Below are 21,700 nucleotides of genomic sequence, written 5' to 3' on the forward strand. Positions count from 1 at the left end.
AAAAATGCTTAAAATAACCAACGTATCCCTTTACAAGGGCGCGACTTATATGATCGAATTCGAGGACAGGGATGCTGAATTCCTGAATCGTGAGATAGTAAGCAGATATAATTTAAAGGCAGGCATCAGTCTGCCTTTGTCTGCGTGGGAAGATATCAAGGCAGAGGAAGAATACCGCAAGGCGCGGGAAAGAGCGCTGTATCTGCTGGATTATAAGGACTATTCGTATATCGAACTCTTCCGAAAGCTTGAAAAGAATTATTCCGAAGACACCTGTTATCGTGTAATGGATAAGATGGTGGAGATGGGCACTGTCAACGACAGACGCTATGCTGAGGGTATGGCGCGTCATTATGTTGAAGTCAAAAAATTCGGCAGAACAAGGGCGTTCCGTGAGATGCGAAATAAAGGTCTCACATCGGAAGTCATTAACGAAGCCCTTGACAGATATGACGAAGACGAGGAAGATACGTGGTATGACCGCCTTTATGAATTGGTGGAGAAGAAATATCTGCGTTACCTTGATGACGAAAAGGGCGTTAACCGTGTAAAGAATGCGCTGGTAAGATATGGTTATGGTTATGACCTCATAAAAGAGGTCTTGCGAGATATTGAAGAAGAATACGGCGAGGAGGAGTAGATTTTGGATAAGATTAAGTACAACGAGGAACAGGAAGCATTTGAGATATCTTACGAGATTTGGGGCAAGCCTGTGACGGTCCTGTTTTATATGGAAGATCAGCAGGATATAATGGATAATATCTCCGATATTGCTGACAAGCTGGGCAGGGTAGAGCGCAACAAGTCAAAGCTTGCCGAGATAATAAAGCGCGATGGAAAGTACGACAAGAAGAAATTCCCTCTGCTGACTTCTGCGCAGATAGAAGAGATAATGGAGATAGAAAGTGCTTTTGTTGATGAAGACGATGAGGGCACTGTTCTGAGTATAACAGTAACCGCAAAAAATGGCGCTCTCGGTGAGGGTGTTATGGTCGAACTTCTGGGAGATGGGTCGATCGAGATATCCTGTGAAGGTAAATTAATGTAAAATATTTTTACAGCTCTTTACAAATCAGGAAAAAGGTGTTATAATGTAATAATGTGATCGAGCAGAATGTTAAATTGATAGGAGTTCTTATTTTATGTCTACACGAGTGGGTATGGTTTCTCTTGGATGTCCCAAAAATCAGGTGGATGCCGAGCATATGCTTTATGACCTAAAAAAAGAGGGCTATGAGCTTGTGAGCGATGCAGCTCTGGCTGATGTGGTCATTGTTAATACCTGCGGTTTTATTGAATCCGCAAAGCAGGAAGCTATCGATACGATACTTGAATTCTGCACCCTTAAAGAAGAGGGCAGGATAAAGCACGTTATCGCAACAGGCTGCCTTGCCGAGCGCTACCGCGATGAGATGAAAAAGGAAATACCCGAGCTTGACGCAGTCGTAGGACTTGGTTCAAACGGCAAGATAGCCGATATAATCAGGGATATATACCGCACCGAGGAAAGCGTTTGCGCCTACGGCAGCAAGACAGACCTTCCTATGGAGGGCGGCAGACTGATATCCACCGAGCCTTTCTTTGCATATCTTAAAATAGCAGAGGGCTGCTCCAATTGCTGTACCTACTGTGCAATACCTGCCATAAGAGGAAAATTCCGCAGCAGGAAGATGGAAGATATTCTGGAGGAAGCTAAATGGCTGGCTGAACACGGTGTTACCGAGGTCGTAGTCATAGCACAGGATACCACCCGCTACGGTGAGGACATTTATGGCAAGTCAATGCTCCCTGAACTGCTTAAAAAGCTCTGCGAGATAGAGGGCTTCAAATGGATAAGAACACTTTACAGCTACCCCGAGCGAATCAGCGATGAGTTCATCGATGTGCTGGCGACCGAGGATAAACTGGTAAAATATATAGATATGCCTATACAGCACTGCAACGGTGATGTTCTGAAAAGAATGAACCGTGCAGGAGACGAGGCTTTTCTGCTTGAACTGATACAGAAGCTGAGAGCGAGGATACCTGATATTGTGCTGAGGACTACCCTCATTGCAGGATTCCCCGGGGAGACCGAAGCTCAGTTTGAGGAACTTTGCGAGTTTGTAAAGAATGTCGGTTTTGAAAGACTTGGCTGCTTCGCATATTCTCCCGAGGAGGGCACAAAGGCATATTCAATGCCCGATCAGGTAGATGAAGTAACAAGAAATAGACGCGCTGATATCATCATGCAGGAGCAGATGCTGGTGACCGAAAGATATAATCAGGCACAGCTTGGCAAGACAGTCGAGATAGTTTGCGAAGGATTTGACCGCTATGCGGAGTGCTATTTTGGCAGAGGTACAGCAGATGCGCCCGAGATAGACGGAAAGGTATTCTTTACCTCCGAGAAAAAAGTCGCAGTGGGACAATACGTCAAGGTCGAACTTTTTGATACTCTTGACTACGATCTGCTGGGAACTGTAACGGAATAAGGAGGACTTTCCGATGAAGAAAATGAATTTGCCAAATAAGCTCACGGTGCTGAGAGTTATACTCATACCATTCTTCATGGTATTTATGCTTTGCTTTGAGATAGGTCCGAGACTGCATACGATACTTGCAATGTCGGTATTTATAATCGCATCGCTGACGGATATGCTGGACGGCAAGATAGCAAGGGCACAGAATCTTGTTACAACTTTCGGCAAATTCCTTGATCCGCTGGCTGATAAGCTGCTGGTCATGGTGGCGCTGATATGTTTTACTTTTGAAAGATGGATAGATCCTATCGCTGTTGTTATCATACTTTCAAGAGAATTCATGGTAACAGGTCTGAGACTAGTTGTTGCAGGCGAGGGAGTTGTTGTTGCCGCAGGCATCTGGGGCAAGCTTAAAACAGCTTTCACTATGGTTGCTATGATAGCTATAATGTTTATGCAGATAATCTACCCCGAGCTTAAAGGTGCTCCCGATCTGAACTGGACACACCCTGTTTTCCTGATGAATGAGGTGCTGATCTGGATAGCTGTTATACTTACAGTTATATCGGGCGGTGTTTATCTTAAAGCTTACGCGAAGTATATAGACCCTAATGAATAATTGAATATTCCCGAAATGCGCATCAGCAAGAGTACCCCGCATCAGTGACGTCAAGAGAAAAGCCGTTCGGTGCAAGGCTAAGTTACGGCGGTGGGAAGTGCGGCTGACAGCAGGGAGAGGGGAACAGCAATGCTCAGTATCCCTCCTCGTTTATCCGCGTTAAGGATATCAAGGCTGTACAAGATATGTACAGTGAAACGGAGTGGGACCGCGGGATCTCTCGCCTCCGAATGCGCATACGTTGCGTGTTCGGGGGCTTTTTTATTTAACAGAGGTCTGCTTTTTCCGACTGAACGCATTACAGTAATTATAAATGATATGTTTATTCAGAAACACGGAGGGTCAACATGAGTAAGTTGATAACCAGAATCATAAGAAGCTACAAAGATGAGATACAGTCCATCAAGGACAGGGATCCTGCAGCGACAAGTACTTTAGAGATACTGACTTATTCAGGACTGCACGCGGTGGCTATGTATCGTGTTGCACACTGGTTCTATCTTAAAAATTTAAAGTTTGTAGCCAGGGTGATTTCCCAGACGGCTCGTTTTCTTACGGGTATCGAGATACATCCCGGGGCAAAGATAGGCAAGGGTCTGCTGATAGACCACGGCGCGGGAGTCGTTATCGGTGAAACAGCCGAGATCGGCGATAACTGTTTGTTGTATCAGGGCTGTACCCTCGGCGGTACCGGCAAGGATCAGGGTAAGCGTCATCCTACACTGGGCAATAATGTAATGGTGGGCTGCGGCGCAAAAGTGCTCGGTCCTTTCAAGGTCGGAGATAATTCAAAGATAGCGGCTAACGCCGTGGTTCTTGAATCTGTTCCGCCAAACTGTACGGCAGTTGGCGTTCCCGCAAAGGTAGTTAAGCAGAACGGCAAGCGCACACTCGATCTCGATCAGGTGCATATGCCCGATCCTGTTTCTCAGGAGCTCTGCAAGGAAAGGATCGAACTTGAACGCCTTAAAAAGCGTGTTGAAGATCTGGAAAAGCTCATAGGACAAGAGGGCAGATAAATGGATACGATAAAGCTTATTGAACATATGCTGGCAAAGCCATATCTGTTTACGGGCGGCGAGGATCTGACAGCACTGAAATACTTTCAGTTCGGTTATGATTTCTGTCTGGCTTCAAATATGATACTGAATGAAAGCCCTGAAAAATATTCGCTCCTGCCCGCTGACTGGAGACTATTCACTGAATTCATCAGGTGTTCGCTGACCTACGATGAACCCAAAGCCGACTGGTACGATATACTCATGACATATTTCGGCAATAAAGAGGGCTACCGTATGTTCGTGAATTACTTCGATAATTTCCGCAGACTGGAGATAAGGTCATACAAAAGGGTAATGCTTACCGATGAACAGCAGCAAGCCTTTGTAAAGATAACCGGTCTGGATAAATACCCCACAGTTTTTTATGCTGTTGAACTTGCAGATGGCGCAGGTTGGCTTTCAGCTTATGAAACGGACAGCGTTATATATCAGCGCAGGCATTTTTTTAAAGATGAATCTGCTCTGCTTGAAGATGCACGGTCACTTTTTGGAAGTGAACTCAACTGGTTCAGTGTTACTGGAGTGAGTGAGCTGAATTTCAAAAAGCCAGTCAGACTTGAACTTAATAAAATTTCCAAGTAAATTATCAGGAGGAAAAAACAATGAAGATCTATAACACACTCAGCCATAAGGTTGAAGAATTCGTACCGAACACTGCGGGAAAGGTATCCATGTATACCTGCGGACCTACTGTATATCACTTTGCCCACATCGGTAACCTGAGAAGCTACATCATGGAGGACGTTCTGGAGAAGTATATGCGCTGGACAGGCCTTGATGTTAAGCGAGTAATGAATATCACTGACGTTGGTCATCTTACTTCTGACGGCGATACAGGTGATGACAAGATGCTCAAAGGTGCAAAGCGCGAACATAAGACTGTTATGGAGATCGCTAAGTTCTACACCGATGCTTTCTTCACCGATTGCTCTAAGCTGAATATCAAGACCCCCGATGTTGTGGCACCTGCAACGACCTATATCGATGAGTTTATCAAGGTCATTTCTTCCCTTATCGAAAAAGACTATGCTTACGAGGCAGGCGGAAATATCTACTTTGATACTTCCAAGCTGAAGGAGTACTATGTGTTCCACAATTTCAGCGCAGAGGATCTTGAAGTAGGTGTCCGTGAGGGCGTTGAAGAGGATACAAATAAGCGCAACAAGGCTGACTTCGTGCTGTGGTTCACAAAGTCCAAGTTTGACGATCAGGAGCTGAAATGGGAATCTCCCTGGGGCGTAGGCTATCCTGGCTGGCATATCGAGTGCAGCTGCATATCCATGAAAAATCTCGGCGAGTATCTTGATATCCACTGCGGCGGCGTTGATAATATATTCCCCCACCACACCAATGAGATCGCACAGTCCGAAGCTTATATCGGACACAAGTGGTGCAACTACTGGTTCCACGTTCATCACCTGAATACCGATACAGGCAAGATGTCCAAGTCTAAGGGCGAGTTCCTGACAGTATCCTTGCTTGAAGAAAAGGGCTATGACCCGCTGGTATACAGATTCTTCTGCTTACAGTCTCACTACAGAAAGTCACTGGTATTCTCATGGGAAAACCTTGACAATGCAAAGACTGCTTATGATAAGCTTACTGCAAGGATCGCTGCACTGCTGAATGAAAAGGACGCTTCTGCCGCTGATGCAGCTAAAGTTAATGAGCTGAAAGCTGCATTTGCTGCTGCTATGGACGAAGATCTTAACACATCAAACGGCATGACAGTTCTTTATGATATCCTGAAATCCGATGCTTCCGCTGCTACCAAGCTTGCCGCTATCGAGGATATCGACAAGGTGCTTTGCGTAGGTCTTATCAATGCTGCAAAGAAGCAGAACGAAAAGAACAGCGGTGCTGATATCCCCGCTGAGGTAATGGCACTGGTTGAGGAGAGACAGGCTGCAAGAAAAGCCAAGAATTTTGCCAAGGCAGACGAGATACGCGACAAGATAACCGCTCTTGGCTATGAGGTCAAGGAAACTCGTCAGGGTACTACCGTGACTAAGCTTTAAGCGGAGGAAATGATGGAAAACAAGAAACCAAAAAAGAATTATTACGATGTGCAGCGCAGCAGACGTTTCAGGATATATTTCAATTTCTCAATGATAGCCCTGGCTTTTGTGCTGGTTTTTACGCTGTTCAATGCTTGTCAGAGAATGAAGACAGGCACACTTGATCCCGATAATGTTGATCTTATACAGTATCAGGTACCAAAGGACGATGCACCTGTTGTTGTGTTTGAAACTTCCGAGGGCACATTCACTGCAGTGCTTTATCCCGATCAGGCACCGAAGTTCGTTGAGTATTTCGAGGATCTGGTCAAGGACGGATACTACGACGGAACCTATGTATTCGCAGTACAGAAGGACGTTTATTTCATGGGCGGTTCAAAAGCATCGGACGGTACTGAAACTGACGATACAGATAAAACTCAGATCGAGCCTGAGATAAACAAGGACCTGTGGCCTTTCAAGGGGGCACTGATATCCTATGGTGACAAGGGCGGCTCCATCTTCAACAAAAAGATCATGTCGGGCAGCCGTATACTTTTTGTTGATACGGTGGAATTCACCGACGAATTCAAGGAAGAACTTGATTCTGCGGGCGGCAACACCGAGCTCGTTGAAACTTTCAAGAGCAAGGGAGGCATACCGAATTTCTCTCAGCAGTACACCATTTTCGGACAGGTGTATGATGGCTTTGATGCTTATGATGCTATCTGCCGTGCCGAAGTAATGAAAGATGATGACGACCTTCGTCCTAAAAAAGATATCATCATCAATAAGGCATATTTATCTACCTACGGCGAACACAGGAACGATAGTTTCTTTAGTTTGGGTCAGGATAAAAACACCACCGATTCAGAATAATATTACATAATAAAAAGAGCTAAGACCGATCATTATCAAGTATTAGCTCTTTTGGTTTTATGGGTTTTCATTTTGAGAATCAGCCATATTATGCCGATGACAGCAAGTATTATACAGAATACCTGTGTTAGTGAAAGTATAATGCCTTCATGCGATGCGCGGAGAAAATCCAGCGCACATTTTGCTGATGCAGATGCAATGAAGATCATCTGCACAGCGTACCGCATCTTTTTAACGTAAAGCATAACGCCGATCAGGAATATGATAAGGAATGTAAGTGTCTCGGTCGCCTGTACAGGAAAAGCAGGATGGTCATGTGCGTAGCGTCCCGAATACTCAATGGCTAATGCGCCGTTATATTCAAAACCGTAACAGCACCCTGCCAGAAAACAGCCGATTTTTGAAACGCTGTACATCAGCGGAAGCATTACCGTTGCTGTTTCTGTCATTACAGGTATATCACTTTTGTTAGGAGACATAAGCCCCATTGTGATAACAGCAGCGTATACTCCAATTAATCCGCCGACAGAGGATAGCCCGTAGTTCTTTCCGCCGCTTGTGATATATGTAAGCATTACAGCACAGAACAAGCTCATCAAAGGCAGAAGCAAAAGCAGATAACGTGCTATATTTTTCTGAACTCCTTTTCGGATATTAAGTATATACATCCCCGCCGCCCCAACAATAAACGACATTATTATCATCAGACCATAGGGCTGTATGTGGGAATGTGTAGTGTTTATATGGATATGCATAGTCGTCATTATTAACATCCCCTACAGTCATTAAAGAAGGAATTGCACGAGGAAATAAGGGAGTAGCACATGATAATAACTGCTATTATCCCTATAAGTATTAAAACTGCTTCTATACAATAAATTGTCATTAGCACTATGCCGAATTTATTTTTCGGATAATTAATACGCACATAGATCATCAGTATAAAGCTAGATATACCGAGTATTGCGGTGAGCGGAGAAATACCCAGTTTATATGTCTTTGAAAGTACAAAACTTAATACGCTTAACCCTTGACCAAATATCAAGGATATCAAGCACAAGATGTTTGCTTTCCTTTTATCCTCGGGAGATTCTTCTGATGAATTGGGTAAACCAGAATACCCATACTCTGGCAAGTCAACAACAGCCATATTTCTTTTGGATTCGAGATACGCGTATTCCTGCGGAGTAAGCTGTTTGTACCACCTTCCGTCGGCGGTGGTATAAAAACCAAGCTGCTGAAGCGACTGAACTTGTACACCTGCGGGGGCTGACAGAAATACACCATTCTGATCCCATATGCATTCGCATCCGAGAATACCATAATAATTAACTATCATAAATTCACCTTAGTGTTGACATCACATTCACGAGCAGTCGTTCAAGCATGAAGCACACGCAGCGATAATTGCGATTAAAACTATAATTGCTATTATGATTTCAACAATATAAAGTATCATAAGTACCTTGCCGAATTTATTCTTCGGATATTTTACACGTACATATATCATCAGGATAAATGCGATCAGACCTGCTGTTCCAAATATGGAATAAGTATGCATATCACATATTTGTGTAAGTATATAACTGAATAAACTTAGTCCGTGCCCTAGTATCAATGATATCAAGCACAGAGTGTTTGCTCTCTTTTTATCCTCGGGGGATTCTTCCATATCTGATGCTGTACCTGACACCATACCGAAATTATAGCCTTGTGAAGGCAGATCAACAACAGACACATTTTTCATGGAATTCAGATATGCGGATTCCTGCGGAGAAAGCTGTTTGTACCACCTTCCGTCGGCAGCAGTGTAAAATCCAAGCTGCTGAAGCGACTGTACTTGTACCCCTGCGGGTGCTGCGAGAAATAAACCATTCTGATCCCATATACATTCGCATCCGAGAATACCGTAATAATTGACTACCATAAATACACCTCAAGATCTCAATAATAAGTATGATTGATTATCTATTTATTATATCATACAATTGACAATAATGCAAGCTATTGCACATTCGGTTTGGACAAATCTCAGTAGTTTTTAACCGGTATGGAAACAGTAAGCAGAGTTATATTTTAAATAAAGCTGAAACTAAGAACTGCGATCAAATGACGTTATTTGCGTATACCAGGTATTGGTATAAAATTCGGCTTGAAGGCGAATTTTTAGCTTGAATTGTACTGGTTGCACAGTTATTGACACGATTTGAATGAAAAATATTACATCGAAAATGATTACTTCACTTTTTGTTCACTAAGTATATCATGAATATTTAATCTGTTGTGCTATAATAAACCATATGTTATTATATGAGTAATATAAGCTTTTTTTAATTTCTATAAAGTGAGGTAGGAAATGGTAAGAAGCAGTTTGAAGCTTTGGATAGGGATAGCTGTTATTGTGGTAGTAGTCTTTTCGGGACTGCTTATCAAATACTCACTCAGAAGAGATCCTTTCTCGATCGAACGTTCCGGAAAGAACCTTTCTGATGAAGGTGATGTCACGGCTGAAAATGATGGCCTTACAACTGATGCTGATGATGTGTTACCAGACACTGATTCCAATATTACGACTACGATCAGCGGCGAGGAAAGTCAGCCCGATGAAGAGACCCCTGTGGTCACACAGTCTACCGAAAAGATAGATAACCGCCGCAAGACTGAGACTACAACTACGAGATCGAATAAAGAAGTAAAAGAAGAAAAGCTGAAGAAGGCTAAGAAAGAGCTTGAAGCAGCTTCAGAAAAATTTGAGAAAGCGGGCGAAAAGCTCGATCAGTGTAATCAGGCTCTGGACGATGCAAAGAGCAGAAGAGACCAGCTTCAGGGTGAATACGATAACGCAAAGTCAAAGTACGAAGAGATCAAGCGTAATTATGATGAGAAACAAAAAGAGAACTTCAACAAGGGTATGCTTGGCTTCTTTGAAAGTATACACGATCACAAAGGTATTGAAACTCTGAATGATTCTGATCTTGTATCTCTTTCAAATATGGGTGATTCTGCTGATGCAGCATCGCTGGAATGCATGAAGAGAAGCATAGAGTATCTTAATTTCATCAACGAGATCAGAAAAGCCGAGGGCAAGCCTGAGGTCAAGGTAAGCTGTAAGCTTATGGCTCTTGCAGCGCTGAACAACGATCTTTATTCTGCGGATAACAGCAATTCCAACGGAACCGGTCTAGACGAAGATCTTGCTATCGGTTTCGACGATCCTTTCACCATATGGTATTATGATGAAAAGGACGATAACGGCGGCAATTATCTCAGCCTTGTGAATGAAGAACATATCGCTGCCGGCTTTGCTTACAGTCACAAGAATGGCAATGTTCATAATGTGCTTTTCTGTGATAAGGGCTATGATGCAGGACGGATGATGCCTCTCGCTGAATTTTCCGAGAAATTCAATACCTATTATTCAACCGCTATCAAGGGCAAGAGTTACTCGGGCGCGGAGGAAGCGATGAAACGTGCTGAGAGTGCCCTCAATTCTGCTAAACAGGCAGTTACCGACAAAGAAAAGGCTGCACAGTCAGCTTCATCTGCTTACGGTTCAGCTAAAACTGTTTATGAGCAGAAGCAGAATGCTGTTGATGAACTTGAATAATGAATCTTAAAAAAATTAACTGCCTTGTCCATTTGGGGACAAGGCAGATTTTTTGGAGGTGATGCTCATGAAGCTCAGTAAACGTATATTAAGTATAGCTGCCGCCTGTTCGGTTCTGTTTGATATGTTGAGTTTCCCTGTTTCTGCTGATGAAAGGGAAACAATAACAGTATCCATATCCAATAGGCTTTGTGTGTTTTCAGGGTGGGGTACAGGATTTTCACAGTGGGCTGTAGATGCAGGCAAGTCAAAAACTGTATCCGACAAGGCTGCCGAAGTTCTCTTTGGTGAAGATGGATTGAAAATGAATATGGTCAGGTACGAGATAAGCGGCGGTGATGACCCGACTCATTCACATTTTCTCGATGCTGATAAAATGCCGCCATCCTGGACTAAAGCTGTTACCGACAAGAAAGGGAAGACCGATCATATTATCGATCTTTCAAAAGATAAGAACAGGATAGCACTGCTTAAAAAGTGTATAAACAGCGCAGGCGGTAATCTTTCGGTCGAGCTTTGCCCTACCTCGCCGCCATACTATATGACGGTCAGCGGCTGTACAGCCGGGGCTGTGTATTCGGGAAAGGATAATCTGCGTTCGGAGTGCCGCGGTGCTTACGGAGAATATCTTGCATCAGCCGTGACTGCTATGGCAGCTCAAGGTATAAGTGTTGCAGGCATCGCACCTATGAATGAGCCGTCTTCGCTTCACTGGAAAGCAGGCGACACAAGGCGGGAGGGTTTTCATGTCTCTCAGGGAGAACAGCAGTCATATATGTTGCTCGCTGTAAGGAATGCTCTGAATAATGCAGGCCTTTCAAAAGTGTATATCTCCGCCCCTGATGAAGCAGATATCGATACGGCATCAGCTTCACTTAAAGCTCTTACCGGTAAGGCAGCGCGTATTGTCCACAATGTGAATATACATTCTGCCGAGCATGAAAACTCTGATTTTACTGCGGCTTCAAAGAATTTCGGAAGTGTGAGAATAACAGAGGCCGATGGTCTTTACACCGCAGGTTCAAATGCGGGAGAAATGTCAGCAGCGCTGGGCATCAGCAAAAGAATAATCTCCGATCTTCAGAACAGCGGTGCTTCGGCGTGGGTGATATGGCAGGCTGTATGCGATGGCAGACCGGATCTCGACCGCGGCTACCTGGGATTAGTGTATCGTGACGATCTTACGAGAAGACTTGAACCAACACAAAAGTACTACGCCTTCGGGCAGTTCAGCAGATATATAAGCGCGGGATCAACGCTTATCAAGGTCGATGAGAATACGATAGCTGCATACAACAGGTCAGAAAACAGGATGACTATCGTCGCGGTCAATGACGGATGCGGAGTAAAGAAAGTGAAGTATTCTCTTGATGGCTTCGGTATGCTGAAAGGAAGCACTGTGAAAGAGATACGTACTTCAGGAAGTCTTGATAACGGTGAGCATTGGTCTGTGACAGATGATTCGGCAGTAGTCACAAGCACTGGTTTTTCTGTTGATCTTGCGCCGAATTCAGTGACAACCTGCGTTATTGACGGTGCTGTGCTCCTTACAACAGGAACTCTCGGCGATATTAACGGTGACGGTAATATAAATGTGACCGACCTTACCCTTACGGCGGCTCATGTAAAATCTGCAAGATGTCTTACTGACGATGCACAGCTCCTTGCCGATATTAACGGTGACGGTAAGGTAAATATCACCGATATTACACGTCTGGCAGCTCACATCAAAGGTAAGCGTATTATCACGGATGTTCGCAGGTACAATGAAGACAGCTTTATAACTGATGACGAAGATATTGTCACGTCGGATGATGATATAACTTCTGATGGAGAATTTTGATGATATTGCCCGAAAAAGCTTAGCTTTTCGGGCTTTCTTCTGCATTTACGGCAATTGACATTCGGGTGCGATTAGGGTATAATATACTAAATGCTATGGCAAAAGATGTCAGATATGACGAAGTTAACGGCTTTTGGAAAAAAGATAATGGTATTTGTATACTAACGATCGGAGGAAATATGTTGAATAAAAAGTTTGCAGCCTGTCTTGCGGCGGCAGTTTTTGTGTTCGGCGGCAGCGGAATACTGCCTGTCAGGGATAGCATATATAGTGTATCGGCTTCAGCTGAATCTTACGGCGATTTTTACTATGAGGCTGTCAGCGGGGGAGTTTCAATAACCGCTTATGGCGGCAATGGCGGAAAGGTTTCGATACCTTCTAAGATAAACGGCAAAAAGGTTGTTGCAATTGCGGATAATGCGTTCTTTCAGTGTGACGCTGTTACCGCTGTTACTATTCCCGACACTGTTGTGACCATCGGCGAAAGCGCTTTTATGGAGTGCGATTCTATGACATCGGTAACTATACCTGATTCTGTGAAGACCATCGGCGTATGTGCTTTCAGCGGATGTACAAGCCTTAAATCTGTGAAGCTTCCAAAGAATTTACAGACTGTTTCAGAAGCAGCTTTTTCGGATTGTACTGCGCTGAAGACTGTAACCATACAGGATTCTGCTGTAACATTCAAGTATGAGGCTTTTATGGGCTGTACTTCTTTGAAATCGGTAACTATTCCTAAGAACGTTGTCAAAATTGAGGACGCAGCTTTTGGTTTCACACTTGATGACAATGATGCGGCTTCTTACACGAAAATAAGCGGGTTCAGGATAAATTGTTATATGAATTCGCAGGCTTATATATATGCGGTGGTCAATGATCTTTCATACGAAGTTCTTGATCCCGAAACCCCTGATATAATATTTGATGAGGAAGATGAGGATACCTCCGGTGAGGAAACTGCGCCCGGTGATATTAACGGCGATGGTTCTGTAAATATTGTGGATATCACTATGACGGCAGCCCACGTTAAGGGTAAAAAGTCTTTGAGCGAAAAGCGAAAGACGCGTGCAGATGTCAACGGTGATGGCAAAATCAACATCTCTGATATCACTATGATAGCTGCCCACGTCAAGGGTAAAAAGCAGCTGAAAAAGCACTGATGTTTATTTCTGTATAAAAGTTCAGCCCCGCGGAACAGTGGATCCGCGGGGCTTTTTCTGCCTGTGACTATACAGTGTAAAAGAGCTCAGCGACCGTATTGTGGTCATCTGAGCTCTTGACATTATGTGGTAAAATTGTTCCTTGATAATTCAGATATTACTGTACAGTTACGATCACTGCGTTCTTGATCGCATTGTTTACATTCCAGTCGCCGTTGACTTTTGCGGCAATTGCAACTTTGTAGGTCATGCCGGGTGTCAGGTTTTTGGGAGTTGTGAAGTATGTAGCAGATGCGGGGATAGAAGAAGTCTGAACTCTCCACTTGCCTGCAAGATAAACTGCGATGCCGTAGTTTGTAGCGCCGCTGACAGGCTTCCACGAGAATCTTATCTGATGGTACTGCTGGTTGTACAGAACACTGATATTGGTGACATAAGGAGTGTTGTTGATCGGCTGTGATGTCTGTCTCGGAACAGCCATTACAATGTAGTTGATGGAGTAGCCCTCGCCGCCGTTTGTGCCCAGAGTTACCTTTGTTCCCGAATTAACATCTTTTTTATAAAGTGCAAGCTCAACGTCGTTTGAAGAGTACAGAGATGTGCCAACAGGTGTCCATGAGTTCAGCCAGCTGAGCTGATAGTTTACTCTTGTATCAACTGCAATGTAGAGGGTGATATCCGAACCTGCTGTGAATGTTGCAAGATCAGATGTGTATATCTTGGAATCGCAGGCAGTACGGATAGTTTCAGCATTTACGAGATAGCTTGGAACATTCGATACCGTGAAATCACGGTCGCCGAATATCTGGAAGCCGTTGTTCATATCGTTTCTGATGGACCAGTCAGATGCATTTTCAGTATCGTTTACCACGAGATTTCTGATGTACTTTCCGTTCAGAGGCTCGGGAGCATTTTCGGTAACAAGAACAATATAGTTAACACAGCCTGTTGAACCGCCGTTTGTTCCGAGTGTTATCTGGCTGCCCTTAGAATATGTCTTCTTGAAGATCTCCAATGTAAGATCGTTGGAGGTGTAGATGGAATCGCCTGTCTTTGTCCAGCTTGAAAGCCATGAGGGCAGACCGCTGCTTGTAACACGGCTGTCAACTGCTGTATAAACAGTAATGTCAGAACCTGCAGTGAATGTACCGAGGTCAGATGTTACAGTCTTGGAATCGCAGGCAGTTTTTATAGCTTCTGCGCCCACCAGATAAGAAGGTACACCGGTGGCTGTGAAATCACGGTCGCCAAAGAGCAGAGAGCCGTAACCGAAGCTGTTGTTTATTGCCCAGTCAGCAGCGTTTTCGTAATCGCTCACTGTCAGATCCTTTACCAGTTTGCCGCTTATCGGATCAACTGTAACGACAGCACCTGAATAGTTTAAATAATATGGAGTCCAGCCGCTGAGGTATGAATATACATCAAGTCCGCTTGCGGAGTATCTTACAGTACCCGACACACGACCGGAAGTATTTACGCCATAGCCGTTAGCTGTGGTGTTGTATTCCTTGAATTTCGCATTTTGTGGCTGGTTTCCGCTCATGCTTGTCCAGCCTGCGGAGGTGATCATGTTTTCGGAAGAAAGCTTTGTATTAACGAATGCAACATCTGCATAAGGACCCCAGGGTCTGCCGAAATAGCCGGAGCCTACATACATACCGTTTGTTCCGTATACATTACAATCGGTGAACAGATATTTGCCTTCACTCTTGGCTGCTGTTATATAGCCGCCGACAGCCCTATCGGTATAGCCGGCCCATACGAGGTCGCAGGTCTGGAATACGCAGGTGCCCTGACCGAAGATATAGTCGGTGTTGCCTTCGATGCGGCAGTTGCGGAAATATTCGTGTTCACCTCTTGTGAACAGAGTATCCTGGCTGCCAAGGAATTTACAATTATAGAATTCGCTGTAATCGCCCTCGATAGCTATCGCAGCTGCACGCTCAGTAGCTGTCTTGCTCTTTACATCTGCGCCCTTGTAGCGCTGGAATGTAATGGATTCGCTGCCCGATACCTGAACACCATCTGCGATCTCTTCATCGGTAACATAGCGGTTGAAAGAGTTCTCAAAGGTGATATTTTCAGCGCGGAAGTGTGAAGCACTTGTGTGGAGTGCAACAGCGCTTCCCCAACGGGTAGCTTCGCCCTTTGAGGACTTGCTTTTTGCATTTGATGAATTGTAGTATCCATCGCTGCCCATGCTGTAATACTTATAGCCTATGCCATAGTACCATGTTATCTTAACTTCCTTTGAGGGATCGTCATTGACGAAGCTGATATAAGGTGTGTTTACACGAACCTGCTCGCGGTATGTGCCGGGAGCGATATGTATGCTTACACGGGTCTGCTCGGATGAAGGGTTTTTTGAAGCAGCTGCGTTTACTGCTGCCTGTATGGTATTATAATTGTTTGACTTATTGCTGTAGCCGACATAAAGATGTGTACCCTGTGTCTGTGTAGAAGAACTCGAGGGTTCAGGCAGAGTACCCAGCTTGATGTTGTTTGCGCACCAGGTGCCGTACCATGAATAGCCTGTTCTGCGCTCCAGGCTTATCTGTGTAACATCGGAATACGCTTTGCCGTCACGGTCTGCGAAGAGGGGCTTGCAGTACTGGAGATCGTAGAATCTTGCCCATATAGTCGAGCCGCTGGAGTATGTAACAACTTTATCGGACTTATCGGAATTCCAGTCCCACTTCCTGTTCTCTATCTTTACTGAATCGAACCACCTTACAGCAGCGTTTATACTGCGGATAACGTCTGCGGATTTTTTTGAATCGGGAAGCGAACGCAGGAAATCAACTATGCCCGCACTCTCGGAAGTACATACCGATGGCAGCTCATAAGCTCTTGCTGCAGCGGGAGCAAGTGTATATTCATCGTGCTGCTGACCCCATGCAGTCAGTGTGCCGTTGACCTTTATCTGTGTTTTAAGGATACAGCTTATACCCTTATTTACAGCGTTTTCAGCCTTGCTCTGATAGCTGCTGTCAACCCATGAGAAAGCTCCCGACTTCTGGGAAACTTCAAGCATGATCTTCAGTACCTGTACCATTGCACTGTCGTTGTAGGTAATGTGAGCATGGTAAGTACCTGCATCATTGAATACCTGAGGCCAGCCACCATTGGAATACTGACCGTTTATCAGCAGGTCAAGACCTTTCAGGCAGGCAGATTTGTACTTAGAATTACCTGTTGCTTTGTATACGCTTGCGAGGAAGCGTATCTGTCCCCATGTGGCGTTGTTGTCGATGGTGGACTTGTTCCATGAACCTGTGGTCGCGTTCTTCATATCCTTTCTCCAGCCGCCGTCGGAGAGCTGATATGCTATCATCTCATCTGCAAGGGAAGTTGCTTCATAGCTTGACCACCATGAAGAATCCTTCTTTGAGTATGCGCTCCAGCTGAAATCATTTTCACCTGCATATGCTATGAGACCGCTTTGAGACTGCGGTATAAGAGGTGTAGCTGTTGACATCACCATTCCTGCGGCGAGCAAGATGCCGGCTGCTTTTTTTGTCCTTCTTTTCATTTCGGGTTCCTCCTTTAAAATATGATAATATTAAAATATTCCTGTAGTTTCAAATTTTACGTTTGAAATATTAACTAAAAACATTATACCATTGTTAAATACATTTGTCAAGGGATTATTTAGACATAAACGTATAAATTTTTATGATATGGTTAGTTTCTTATTTTTTTCAATATGTAAATTTCGGACAATCTTTTTCTTGCTTGGTCAACATCGTTTTCGTTACCGCTTTTTTATCGGGGTTGACTTTTCTGAGTAAATTATGATATAATTCATTTGTTATTTATAAAACGGGAGGGCGGTATTGTGAAGATCAGGATAGCAGTTGTGGAGGACGATCGCGAGATCAGCAGTATATTAAAAGAGCTTCTTGAAATCAGCGGGTATGAATGTGTTCAGGTTTTTGACGGTGATGAAGCATCAAAACTGCTGTCGCGGGAGAGCTTCGATATGGTGCTGATGGATCTGATGCTGCCATACAAAAACGGTGAAAGGCTTATCGCTGAACTCAGGGAAAATAGTGAAACTCCTGTTATCGTTATATCTGCAAAGTCCATGATGGAAACTAAGCTTGAAGTTCTCAGGCTTGGTGCAGATGATTATATCATCAAGCCTTTTGATCTCGACGAAGTGCTGGTAAGGATCGAAGTAGTTCTCAGGCGAAGTGGTGCTTTTTCTGCAAAGCCTGTACTTGAAGCAGGGGAGCTTTCGCTGAACACCGAAGAAAATCGGCTGACGGTGGGCGGGAAACAGGTTCAGCTCACAGCAAAGGAACTCATGCTGCTGAAACTATTTCTTGAACACCCGAAAAAGGTTTACACAAAGGCAGAGCTTTATGAAACTGTCTGGAATGAGCAGTATTTCTACGAGGACAACACCATCAATGTTCATGTGAGCAATCTGCGTTCAAAGCTGAAAAAAGCTTCGGGCAAAGATCACATTGAAACGGTCTGGGGCATTGGCTACAGGCTGAAAGGGTACGCACAATGATCGCCGCGATATTTATACCGGGGGTTATCTGCGTAGGTCTTCTGATATATATTCTGATTATGAAGCACCAGCTTCGGGTAATGCGACGGGAGCTTGAACGCACAGCTGAGTTCGACTATGACCGCCATCTGCTGATATCGCTTTTCGACAAGGACGTTAATGATCTGGCGGGGGAGATCAACAAGAGTATCGACCATCAGAAAAAGCTGAAAATGGAAACCGAGCAGGCTGAGCTTTCTCTGCGGCAGTCGGTTTCGGATATAGCTCACGATCTGCGAACGCCTCTTGCTGTAATTAAAGGCGATCTTCAGCTTATACTCCGTGATGATGGTATAAGTGAAAACTGCCGCGGCTATGCCGGGATATGCCTTGAAAAAACTGAACGTCTGAAAGAGATGTGCGATGAGTTTTTTGAACTGGCTGTTCTTGAAAGCGAGAGCGGAACTGTTGACGTCGGTAAGATAAATCTCACGAACCTTCTTATGAGTTTTATCGCGGAAAACGAGGGTATGATAAGGCTCTCCGGACTTGAACCGGAGATATCACTTCCCCCTAAGACTGTTTTCGTTCATGGTGATACTCAGCTTGTGGGGCGTATGCTTGGAAATCTTCTGGGCAATGTGCTTAAATACTCACATGAGTTTTTTACGCTTACCCTCACCGAGGATGGCTGTTTGACGATCTCAAATCCCATCAGCATGAACATTCCCGAACCTGAGCGGCTATTTGAACGCACCTATCGTGCCGATCGCGCCAGGGGCGGAAAAGGTGCGGGTCTCGGACTTTATATCGTCAAACTTCTAGCGCAAAAACAGGGCGCGGAGGTCAGTGCCGATGTAAAAGATGATATGCTTTCGGTCAGGATCAAGTTTTTATGTGCTGAATAGAATAATTATTATATGACACCTCTGCTTTGCCGGGTGTCTTTTTTACTTGTGAATAATTTGTAAACATTAAGAATATTTAAGAAATTCTTTAAGGTATTGTTTTAGAATTAATATCAAGGAAAGATCATACACAAACGAAAGGAGTATGTACTATGAGTGATATAATCATCAAGACGACGGAACTTACAAAGCAGTATATGAAAAACACGGTGGTCAAAAGTGCTGATATCTCTATTAAAAAGGGAATGATATGCGGACTTGTGGGACCTAACGGCGCGGGCAAGACAACTATCATGAAAATGCTGGGAGGACTTGTTCTTCCAACGGAAGGGGAGATAGAACTCTTTGGTGAGAAGAGTGAAAAGGGACTGGCACATTCCCGAAGCAGAATGAGTTTTATGATAGAAACGCCCTACGCTAAGCAGAATATGACAGCTAGGCAGAATCTTGAAAAGTTAAGGCTTCAGAAAGGTCTGCCCAATAGTGACAGAGTTGATGAGGTGCTGAAACTGGTAGGTCTTGCGGATACGGGCAATAAATCGGTTAAGAATTTTTCGCTTGGTATGAAACAAAGACTGGGCATAGCAGGGGCAATGCTGACAAAACCGGAACTTATGGTACTTGATGAGCCTGTCAACGGTCTTGACCCCGAGGGCATAGTTGAGATACGCGAGCTGCTTCTGAAACTGAACCGCGAGGAGCATATGACCATAGTTATATCATCACACATTCTGTCCGAACTTTCTCTTCTCTGCACGGACTATGTGTTTATCCGCAAAGGTGAGATAGTTGAGACCATATCTGCCGAGGAACTTAATCATAAATGCCATGAGTTCTATCACATAGATTCGGATAATAATGCAGCTCTTCCCGCTATGCTTGAAAACAAGCTGGGTATACATGATATCCGTGTTCGCAGGGACGGTTCTGTTGAACTTTATGAACGTATCGATGAGATAAGGCTGATATCAAAGACCATGTTCGAGAACGGTATCATACCGACAGAGATACATATGCACGATGCTAACCTTGAAGAATTCTACATGAAACTGGTAGGTGATGAAAATGATCAACGTGATAAAAGCGCAGAAGTATCAGCTGCTGAGAAGCATTAGCACTTATGTGATATTGCTCTGCTCGCTGTTATTTATTGCCGCTATCCTGTTTGCGGAGATATCAGGTGAACAAGCAGAAAAGATAACCGGAAGTATGTTTGTCAGCTACATAGGTGAGATAAATATGACGATCCCGCCTATGCTGATCCTAGTTTATACTGCTGTGATATTCGGCAATGATCTTACCGATAAAACGGTCAACTACGAACTGCTTTGCGGGATCAGACGAAGTGATGTTTTCTTTGGAAGATTCTTTGTAGTACTGGCTGTAAATATTATAGTGTATCTTATCATAACTGTTCCGCCGATGCTTATATTCACTGCATTGAACGGCTGGGGTCATACTATGACGGTCAAAGAAGTAGCCATTAGGTATTCTTTGGGTCTGTTGCCTGTGATTCGATATACATCGTTCTATACTTTTATAACGATGGCCGTCAGAAACAAAGCTGTTGTTATCGGTATAGGCTATGTGTTCTCAATGATAACGATGCTTTTAACTATTCTGATAAATGAACTTTTTGATACTAAGGTAACGATGTATTTGTTTTCAATCGATATCTTTGATAGGCTGCTGAATCCTAAAAATATGGGCTACGGCTTTTTTGACGGAGAAGATGTTATGGTGGTAAAGGATATACTTGAAACAGATACTATGTGTCACGCTGCGGCAGCAAGTATCCTGGGCACAGCTGTATTTTTGCTTATCGGCTACGCTGTAATGCGCAGACGCGACATGAATTGAGGTGAGTACATGAAGAATTTGATAAAAGCGCAGTTGTATCAGATATCCCGCACCAGGGTGTATTATCTTGTGTTTATAACATTGATGATGCTTGCTGTTCTGTTCGGTGCGGTAGAGTACCTTAACGGTGCAGATAATCTGGAGGAATGGCAGAAACTGACAGCATCTGACTTTGCTACCCGCATGGAAATGGTAGTCAGTATAGCAATGATGGGGATAGCTTTTTTTGCGGCTTTTTTCTGTGCAGATGATTTCAGCGATAAAACTGTGAATTATGAGATGATGTCAGGCAAGCTGAGAAAGCAAACTTATTTTTCAAGGGCTTCCGTAACGATAGTTCTGTGTACGATTTTCGGTCTGGTCATGGTATTCACCTCGCTTGGGATCAGCTTTATGCTTACAGGCTGGGGAGATTCAGTTCCGTTCAGTGCGGCTGCAGCAAGGATACTTCTGCTGGCATTCCCTTTTATTCGGGTATCATGTCTTTTCGTAATGATCGCGTATTTTATTAAGCGTGCGGGTTTTGCATTTCTCACAGACTATATGATCTTTGCTGTTTCAAACATGATAAAGGGTGCTGATGATGAATCGGGAGTGCTGACTGTTTTCTCTACTGTAGGCACTCTCATGAGATATAAGGAATGGCATATCTTTGGTCTGGAGAGTCCTGTGGAGATGGTATACACTCCTATGCCAGAAGCGGGATTCATCGTCAGGTGCATATTGGTCTCGCTGGCGGTGGGGGCTTTATATCTTTTGTTAGGTTACAATTTCTTCCACACCGATGATCTTGAATAGGGGGC

The 21,700-nt window shown here is 44.1% G+C and carries 20 protein-coding genes; 16 read left to right on the forward strand and 4 right to left on the reverse strand.

The features are described from left to right. Positions 1 to 4: 4 nt before the first annotated feature. The 8 genes from N773_RS0102860 to N773_RS0102895 all read left to right on the forward strand — a co-directional run bounded on the left by N773_RS0102860 (position 5) and on the right by N773_RS0102895 (position 7,018). The gene (locus tag N773_RS0102860) at positions 5 to 640 is read left to right on the forward strand and encodes a regulatory protein RecX (protein WP_024856357.1); all 636 of its coding nucleotides are present in this window, start codon (positions 5 to 7) and stop codon (positions 638 to 640) included. 3 nt (positions 641 to 643) lie between these two features. Further along, positions 644 to 1,048, forward strand: a complete 405-nt coding sequence (locus N773_RS0102865) for a hypothetical protein (RefSeq protein WP_024856358.1) — start codon at positions 644 to 646, stop codon at positions 1,046 to 1,048. Between the two features lie 94 nt (positions 1,049 to 1,142). Then, positions 1,143 to 2,474, forward strand: coding sequence for a 30S ribosomal protein S12 methylthiotransferase RimO (rimO, locus tag N773_RS0102870; protein WP_024856359.1), 1,332 nt, complete (start codon positions 1,143 to 1,145; stop codon positions 2,472 to 2,474). Between the two features lie 13 nt (positions 2,475 to 2,487). Beyond that, positions 2,488 to 3,081, forward strand: a complete 594-nt coding sequence (pgsA, locus tag N773_RS0102875) for a CDP-diacylglycerol--glycerol-3-phosphate 3-phosphatidyltransferase (RefSeq protein WP_080678286.1) — start codon at positions 2,488 to 2,490, stop codon at positions 3,079 to 3,081. A 347-nt stretch (positions 3,082 to 3,428) separates the two neighbouring features. After that, positions 3,429 to 4,100, forward strand: coding sequence for a serine O-acetyltransferase EpsC (gene epsC, locus N773_RS0102880; RefSeq protein ID WP_051454248.1), 672 nt, complete (start codon positions 3,429 to 3,431; stop codon positions 4,098 to 4,100). Next, entirely contained in the window at positions 4,101 to 4,724 is a 624-nt protein-coding gene (locus N773_RS0102885; protein WP_024856362.1) for a hypothetical protein, read from the forward strand. A gap of 20 nt (positions 4,725 to 4,744) precedes the next feature. Then, on the forward strand, positions 4,745 to 6,160 hold the full coding sequence (gene cysS, locus N773_RS0102890; protein ID WP_024856363.1) for a cysteine--tRNA ligase: 1,416 nt from the start codon (positions 4,745 to 4,747) through the stop codon (positions 6,158 to 6,160). A 12-nt stretch (positions 6,161 to 6,172) separates the two neighbouring features. After that, positions 6,173 to 7,018: a peptidylprolyl isomerase gene (locus N773_RS0102895; RefSeq protein ID WP_024856364.1), complete on the forward strand. Its 846-nt coding sequence runs from the start codon at positions 6,173 to 6,175 to the stop codon at positions 7,016 to 7,018. A gap of 35 nt (positions 7,019 to 7,053) precedes the next feature. On the opposite strand, the gene N773_RS0102900 is transcribed toward N773_RS0102895, so the two are convergent. From N773_RS0102900 to N773_RS0102910, 3 genes are read right to left on the reverse strand one after another with little or no spacing between them, the layout of a single operon-like run. Further along, positions 7,054 to 7,782, reverse strand: a complete 729-nt coding sequence (locus tag N773_RS0102900; protein WP_024856365.1) for a prolipoprotein diacylglyceryl transferase family protein — start codon at positions 7,780 to 7,782, stop codon at positions 7,054 to 7,056. A 2-nt stretch (positions 7,783 to 7,784) separates the two neighbouring features. Further along, a complete protein-coding gene (locus tag N773_RS0102905) occupies positions 7,785 to 8,357 on the reverse strand; it encodes a hypothetical protein (RefSeq protein ID WP_024856366.1) in 573 nt (190 codons plus the stop codon). A gap of 27 nt (positions 8,358 to 8,384) precedes the next feature. Next, positions 8,385 to 8,945 carry a hypothetical protein gene (locus N773_RS0102910; RefSeq protein WP_024856367.1) on the reverse strand — a complete coding sequence of 187 codons (561 nt, stop codon included), beginning with the start codon at positions 8,943 to 8,945 and terminating at the stop codon, positions 8,385 to 8,387. Positions 8,946 to 9,374: 429 nt separating this feature from the next. Between N773_RS0102910 and N773_RS0102915 the strand changes: the two genes are divergently transcribed. The 3 genes from N773_RS0102915 (at position 9,375) to N773_RS0102925 (ending at position 13,628) form a co-directional block, all read left to right on the forward strand. Further along, positions 9,375 to 10,625: a CAP domain-containing protein gene (locus N773_RS0102915; RefSeq protein ID WP_024856368.1), complete on the forward strand. Its 1,251-nt coding sequence runs from the start codon at positions 9,375 to 9,377 to the stop codon at positions 10,623 to 10,625. A 67-nt stretch (positions 10,626 to 10,692) separates the two neighbouring features. Continuing rightward, on the forward strand, positions 10,693 to 12,468 hold the full coding sequence (locus tag N773_RS0102920; protein WP_024856369.1) for a dockerin type I domain-containing protein: 1,776 nt from the start codon (positions 10,693 to 10,695) through the stop codon (positions 12,466 to 12,468). Between the two features lie 179 nt (positions 12,469 to 12,647). After that, complete coding sequence (locus N773_RS0102925; protein WP_024856370.1) at positions 12,648 to 13,628, forward strand: leucine-rich repeat protein; 981 nt, start codon at positions 12,648 to 12,650, stop codon at positions 13,626 to 13,628. A 157-nt stretch (positions 13,629 to 13,785) separates the two neighbouring features. Here the strand turns inward: N773_RS0102925 and pelA are convergent, their stop codons facing one another. Continuing rightward, the gene (gene pelA, locus N773_RS0102930) at positions 13,786 to 17,160 is read right to left on the reverse strand and encodes a pectate lyase (RefSeq protein WP_024856371.1); all 3,375 of its coding nucleotides are present in this window, start codon (positions 17,158 to 17,160) and stop codon (positions 13,786 to 13,788) included. A gap of 306 nt (positions 17,161 to 17,466) precedes the next feature. On the opposite strand from pelA, the gene N773_RS0102935 reads away from it, so the two are divergent. The 5 genes from N773_RS0102935 to N773_RS0102955 all read left to right on the forward strand — a co-directional run bounded on the left by N773_RS0102935 (position 17,467) and on the right by N773_RS0102955 (position 21,695). After that, a complete protein-coding gene (locus tag N773_RS0102935; protein WP_024856372.1) occupies positions 17,467 to 18,150 on the forward strand; it encodes a response regulator transcription factor in 684 nt (227 codons plus the stop codon). Continuing rightward, the gene (locus N773_RS0102940; RefSeq protein WP_024856373.1) at positions 18,147 to 19,037 is read left to right on the forward strand and encodes a sensor histidine kinase; all 891 of its coding nucleotides are present in this window, start codon (positions 18,147 to 18,149) and stop codon (positions 19,035 to 19,037) included. The genes N773_RS0102935 and N773_RS0102940 overlap by 4 nt, the downstream gene beginning before the upstream one ends. A 152-nt stretch (positions 19,038 to 19,189) precedes the next feature. Beyond that, the gene (locus tag N773_RS0102945) at positions 19,190 to 20,152 is read left to right on the forward strand and encodes an ABC transporter ATP-binding protein (protein WP_024856374.1); all 963 of its coding nucleotides are present in this window, start codon (positions 19,190 to 19,192) and stop codon (positions 20,150 to 20,152) included. Beyond that, complete coding sequence (locus N773_RS0102950) at positions 20,103 to 20,897, forward strand: ABC transporter permease (RefSeq protein WP_024856375.1); 795 nt, start codon at positions 20,103 to 20,105, stop codon at positions 20,895 to 20,897. Before N773_RS0102945 ends, N773_RS0102950 begins: the two co-directional genes overlap by 50 nt. Before the next feature lie 9 nt (positions 20,898 to 20,906). Next, the gene (locus tag N773_RS0102955) at positions 20,907 to 21,695 is read left to right on the forward strand and encodes a hypothetical protein (RefSeq protein WP_024856376.1); all 789 of its coding nucleotides are present in this window, start codon (positions 20,907 to 20,909) and stop codon (positions 21,693 to 21,695) included. The last annotated feature ends 5 nt before the right edge of the window (positions 21,696 to 21,700 follow it).

The sequence above is a fragment of the Ruminococcus albus AD2013 genome (genome assembly GCF_000526775.1).
Lineage (GTDB): Bacteria > Bacillota > Clostridia > Oscillospirales > Ruminococcaceae > Hominimerdicola > Hominimerdicola alba_A.